Origin of the sequence: Microcystis sp. LE18-22.4A, assembly GCF_027531105.1 — a bacterium.
Lineage (GTDB): Bacteria > Cyanobacteriota > Cyanobacteriia > Cyanobacteriales > Microcystaceae > Microcystis > Microcystis aeruginosa.
The window spans coordinates 1-1,971 of sequence record NZ_JAPZRB010000617.1 but is presented as its reverse complement, the minus strand read 5'-3'; the positions used below and the strand labels follow the sequence as shown (position 1 = coordinate 1,971).

Annotated in this window: 1 protein-coding gene and 1 pseudogene; one reads left to right on the top strand and one right to left on the bottom strand. The window is 41.7% G+C overall.

The features are described 5' to 3' along the window. Positions 1-155 precede the first annotated feature (155 nt). Positions 156-1,121: a glycosyltransferase family 2 protein gene (locus tag O9295_RS26415; protein WP_288036233.1), complete on the bottom strand. Its 966-nt coding sequence runs from the start codon at positions 1,119-1,121 to the stop codon at positions 156-158. Positions 1,122-1,300: 179 nt separating this feature from the next. Here O9295_RS26415 and O9295_RS26410 point away from each other — a divergent pair. After that, positions 1,301-1,971 (top strand): annotated as a pseudogene (locus O9295_RS26410) (ISAs1 family transposase); the annotation flags it as partial.

Sequence of the window (1,971 nt, the reverse complement as noted above, 5' to 3'; positions counted from 1 at the left end):
TGGCAACGCTTCTACGGAAACTATTAAAAAATACATTGAGAATCAAACTAATAAATGATACAGGGGGATAAATCCCCTTGTTCGCTCGACTACCATCCGTTAAAACGGATGGCTAACCCTCGCTCACGATTTCTCTGGTTTAGCGAACTTTTTCCCTAACCTTTCAGCCAACTGTTAGCTAGATAGGCCATTCGTTTCATCTCTTTTCGTCCCCGGGAGACGGAATCGAGGATCATGCCACAGGTCAAACTTAAAAAGGCTAAAAGCATGATCGAGGCCGATAAAATAGCGGTGGGAAAACGTGGTACTAAGCCGGTTTCGAGGTATTCAAACAGAACGGGGATCGCTAAGAGGAGGGAAATAACCGCCAAAATGAGCGAGACAAGGCTAAAAAAGAGAAAAGGACGAATTTCTTTAAAAAGTAAGATAGCGGTTCCCAATACTCGCCAGCCATCTTGAAAGGTTTTTAACTTACTTTGGGAACCCTCGGGACGTTCCCCGTAGAGGGTTGGTTCTTCAGCGAAGGGAATTTTTAATTCTAAAGCGTGGATAGTTAACTCGGTTTCAATCTCGAAACCATTGGACAAAGCGGGAAAAGATTTGACGAAACGACGAGAAAAGACGCGATAACCGGAGAGCATATCGATTAAACGCGCTCCAAACAGAAATTTCACCAATCCCGTTAAAAATAGATTACCGGCGCGATGACCGGGACGATAAGCCTGGGAGGATTTTGCCGCTTCCCGACGCGCACCGACAACCATATCCAATTGTTCCCGCAGCATTCGTTCAATTAAGCGTCGTACTGCCGCAATTTCGTAGGTATCATCACCATCGATGAGAATATAGATATCGGCCTCGATATCGGCAAACATCCGCCGGACAACATTGCCTTTTCCCGGTTGGATTTCCTGACGAACGATCGCCCCAGCTTTGAGTGCCTCGGTCACGGTATCATCGGTAGAGCGGTTGTTATAGACATAAATTGCCGCTTCTGGCAGAAAAGTTTGAAATTGGGAGACCACTTTTGCGATCGTTAGTTCTTCGTTGTGACAGGGAATAATCGCCGCGATACGGTAGTTTTGCAGGGAAATCGGCGGAATAGCGGTCATTTCGATCATGGCTGACGACAATGTTTAATGATAGTTAGGGTCTGCTGAAAAAGTTTTTCCTGGGGGTAGGGTGTGGCCCCCCCAACCCCCCCGACATCTAGGGCTGTTTCATTCTCCCATCAGAATATCAAAAGTAAAAGCGATCACTATCAGGTAAAATGAGGAGTGACCGCCAACCTTTCAAATATATGTTGAGCTTAATAGAAAAACTAAAACAAGTCAAGGACTTTCGGAAAGATAAAGGAAAAAGACACTCTTTATGGATAGTATTAGTAGTAATAATACTGGGAACAATGCTAGGATACTCAGGTTAGAGAGAGCTAGGAGAGTTTGCTAAAAATAATCGGCACAGGCTCAGTCAAGAATTTAACATAATTCCAGAAAGAGTCCCATCCTATTCAACAATTAGAAGGGTAATGATGGGAGTTGAATGGCAGATTTTGTTAAAAATGTTTAATGAATGGGCATTACAAGAATATGGACAAAGAAGTGATATAAATTGGCTAGACATAGATGGAAAAAGTCTCAAAAACACTCTAAAGAATCCTAACAATGAACAACAAAATTTTATTATGTTTGTCTCATTGTTTAGTCAAGAAAGTGGCTTGGTATTACACTTAAAAAGAATTGAAAACAAAAAAGGGTCTGAAATCGACGAAGGTCAAGCTATAATTGAGGATTGCACTCTTCAAAATAAAGTTTTTACTGGCGATGCTTTACACTGTCAGAAAAAAACAATCAGCTTAATAGCCAAGACTAAAAATGACTATGTTATCACCGTTAAAGGAAATCAGAAAAATCTTTATAAGCGAATACAAGACCTGAGTAATTCCTCAAAGCCAGAAAGTTGTTTTCTTGA